Origin of the sequence: Mycobacterium angelicum, from assembly GCF_002086155.1 — a bacterium.
Taxonomy (GTDB): Bacteria; Actinomycetota; Actinomycetes; order Mycobacteriales; family Mycobacteriaceae; genus Mycobacterium; species Mycobacterium angelicum.
Window position 1 is genome coordinate 1 of sequence record NZ_MVHE01000419.1, and the last position, 256, is coordinate 256.

Annotated in this window: 1 protein-coding gene; it reads left to right on the plus strand. The window is 59.8% G+C overall.

The features are described 5' to 3' along the window. On the plus strand, positions 1-256 hold a 256-nt coding region (locus tag BST12_RS30085), incomplete at both ends, for a DNA polymerase thumb domain-containing protein (RefSeq protein WP_425437444.1).

Consider the following 256-nt stretch of genomic DNA (forward strand, 5'->3'; position numbering starts at 1 on the left):
CTATCAGCTCACCGATGCCAACTGGATGGCCATCATGGGTGACCGTACCGTCGAAGCACTGTGGGGTGTGGGGCCCAAGACTACGAAAAGGCTGGCAAAGCTTGGGATCAACACCGTTTACCAACTTGCACACACCGATTCCGGGCTATTGATGTCCACGTTCGGTCCGCGAACCGCGCTGTGGCTGCTGCTGGCCAAAGGCGGAGGCGATACCGAAGTCAGTGCCCAAGCTTGGGTTCCACGCTCGCGCAGCCAC